The sequence below is a fragment of the Aquabacterium sp. genome, from assembly GCF_021768455.1.
In the GTDB taxonomy this organism is placed as follows: domain Bacteria; phylum Pseudomonadota; class Gammaproteobacteria; order Burkholderiales; family Burkholderiaceae_C; genus Aquabacterium.
Genome location: NZ_JAIZVX010000252.1, coordinates 1 through 2,725 on the forward strand (window position 1 = coordinate 1; position 2,725 = coordinate 2,725).

4 protein-coding genes are annotated in these 2,725 nt (G+C 70.7%); 2 read left to right on the forward strand and 2 right to left on the reverse strand.

Annotated features, from left to right (window positions below; genetic code table 11):
• A partial coding sequence (locus QZ994_RS19375) for a (2Fe-2S) ferredoxin domain-containing protein (protein WP_290877600.1) occupies nucleotides 1-291 on the forward strand: 291 nt, incomplete at its 5' end.
• Nucleotides 288-773, forward strand: coding sequence for a hypothetical protein (locus tag QZ994_RS19380; RefSeq protein WP_290877603.1), 486 nt, complete (start codon nucleotides 288-290; stop codon nucleotides 771-773). The genes QZ994_RS19375 and QZ994_RS19380, both read left to right, overlap by 4 nt.
• A gap of 36 nt (nucleotides 774-809) precedes the next feature.
• Here the strand turns inward: QZ994_RS19380 and modD are convergent, their stop codons facing one another.
• Entirely contained in the window at nucleotides 810-1,655 is an 846-nt protein-coding gene (gene modD / locus QZ994_RS19385; RefSeq protein WP_290877606.1) for a ModD protein, read from the reverse strand.
• Nucleotides 1,656-1,740: 85 nt separating this feature from the next.
• A partial coding sequence (gene modC, locus QZ994_RS19390) for a molybdenum ABC transporter ATP-binding protein (RefSeq protein WP_290877609.1) occupies nucleotides 1,741-2,725 on the reverse strand: 985 nt, incomplete at its 5' end.

Here is a 2,725-nt window from a genome sequence, read left to right on the forward strand (position 1 = left end):
TCCCAGCAGCGCCCTCCCGGCCACCCCCGTGGCTGCTGCGCTGCCCAAGGCAGCCAGGCCGTGCTGCAGGCCTTCTGGAAAGAGCTCCAGACCCGCAACGCCTACGACCAGGTCGGCGTGACCTACTCGGGCTGCCTGGGACCCTGCGATGGCGGGGTCAACGTGGTCGTTTTCCCCGACAGCGTGCTCTACAGCCGCGTCAAGCCGGAAGACGTGCCCGAGATCTTCGAGAAGCACCTCATCGGTGGCGAGGTCGTGGCACGCCTGGCGGCGTCCGCGGGCAACTGGTGAACATCCTCACCGGCGAATCCTCCACCGACCTGTTCGGTGGCGAGGTCCCGCCCCAGGTCAAGCACCTGGTGGAAGAGGCCCGCAACGCCGCCACGCCGGAGCGGGCCCTGGCCCTGCTCTGGACGGCCCAGGTCTGCGCACCCGACTGCCCTTCGCTCTACTACCTGCTCTACAAGTTCCATGCACGCCATGCGGACTTCGAGCAGGCGGAGTTGGCCGCCCTGAAGGGGCTGGACGTGGCCGCCGACCAGGCCCACCTGCCGGACGACTGGCGTGTGGTGACCCCCGACATGGCGGACTTCCAATCCCCCGGCCCGGCGCGCTTCTGGGTGTTCACGCTCAAGGCGCTGGCCTTCATTCGCCTGCGCCGCAAGGACCCCAACAGCGCGCGGGCCTACCTCGACAAGGTCAATGAACTCGACCCGGTCGGTGGCACCGGTGCCGGCGTGATCGAGGCCCTGCTCAAGGGCAGCCAGGGCTGACCTTTCCGCGGGCGGTCCTTGCCGCCCGGCCCCTCCTCACACATCGCGCGAGAAGCGCACTTCCACATCCCGAGGTGCCGCGTGGTAGGGCGCTGACGAGACCAGGATGTCGGCCCCCGCATCGGCATAGGCCACGGCATTGCTGGCGTTCACCCCACCGGCCACGGCCAGCGCCGGATGCAGGTGACTGGTGTGCAGGGCCAGCTTGCAGGTGCGCACGGCCTCGGGCGTGAAGCGCTCCAGCTGGAGCACATCGGCCCCGGCGGTGGCCAGCGCCAGCGCCTCTTCCAGGCTGCCGACCTCGGCCACCAGGCGCTTTTCGGGCTGTTGCCGGCGCAGGCGCCCCACGGTGTCATCGAGGCTGTGGTCGACAAACAGGCGGTGCTCCGGAAAGAGCAGCAGGGACTCGGACAGACCCAGGCGGTGCATCACGCCCCCCCCGGCGGTCACGGCCTTGGCCGACAGCGCCCGCGTGCCGGGAAAACTTTTGCGCGTGCAGGCCAGGGCCTGCTGGTGACCCGCCGCACGCAGGCTGGTGACGATGCGTGCCACCTCGCTGGCAATGCCGCTGGCCGCCTCCATCAGCGTCTGCGCCACCTTCCAGGCCAGCAGCAGACTGGCCGCAGGGCCATGGGCCGACAGCAGCTCGGTCCCGGCCAGCACATGCTGCCCGGTGGGGGCCAGCACCTGGGCCTGGGCACCACACAGCATGAACAGGCGCACCGCCTCTTCGGTGCCGCACACCGTCATGGGCTGGCGTGCCGCGAAGGTCACACGGCCCGGGCGGTCGCCCAAGCCCAGGCCTTGCGTGGTCAGGTCGCCATAAGGCGCGTCTTCACGCAGGAGGGCGAACAGGGCTTCGTCTGACAGGGCGCTGAGCATGGGCGTCTCCACGGGCGGCAATGCCACGATGATGTCACCGGCGCTTTGCCACAGCATTGATCTGGGCGAAGGCCTGTGGCATCGGTCACGCGATCAGGGCCGCGCCCTTGACCTGGGCGAAGACCGTCTGCCCCGCCACCAGCTGCAACTGCGCGACCGAGCGACGGGTCAGGCGGGCCAGGAGGAGTGGAAGCGGGCGGGCATCGTCAGAGACCGCACCCTCGGTCGCCGGCTGCACGCGCAGCTGCAGGGTCACGCGGTCGACACCGTCATCGCGCAAGGCCACGATGGTGCAGGGCAGGATGTGCAGGATGCTGCTGTCGCGGGCCTGGCTCAGGGCCACGCTCACATCGCGGGCCAACACCCGTGCGCGCACGCGCTGGCCCGCAGGCACCGGGCTGATCCCCACCCAGAAGGGCCAGCCGGCCAGGTCGAGCTGGCTTTGCCCGAAGGCCTCGTCGTGTCCGACCACGGTGGCGTCGATCACGGCGGCGGCCTCGTCCACCTGGCTGGGCATCAGATCGAGGCGCGACAACAACTCGGCCACCGGACCCGCAGCCTTCACGCGGCCGGCCTCCAAGAGAACGAGGTGATCGGCCAGCCGGGCCGCTTCGTCGATGGCATGGGTGACGTAGACCACCGGCACGCCGGCCTCGCGGTTCAGGCGCTCAAGGTAGGGCAGGATCTCGGCCTTGCGGGCCGCGTCGAGGGCCGAGAGGGGCTCGTCCATCAGCAGCAGGCGCGGACTGGTCAGCAGCGCACGGGCAATGGCCACGCGCTGGCGCTCACCGCCCGACAGGGCCTCCGGGCTGCGCGCCAGCAGGTGGGCGATGCCCAGCATGGCCGCGGCCTCGTCCAGGGTGATCCGGCGCTGTGCAGGCGGCACACGACGCCGGCCGTAGTCCAGGTTGTCGCGCACGCTCAGGTGCGGGAAAAGGCTGGCTTCCTGGAAGACGTAGGCCATGGCGCGCTGGTGCGTAGGCCGCCAGACGCCCTGGGCGTCGTCCTGCCAGACCTCGTCCGGCAAGGCCACCCTGCCCCGCGCCCGCCCCAGGCCCGCCAGGGCGCGG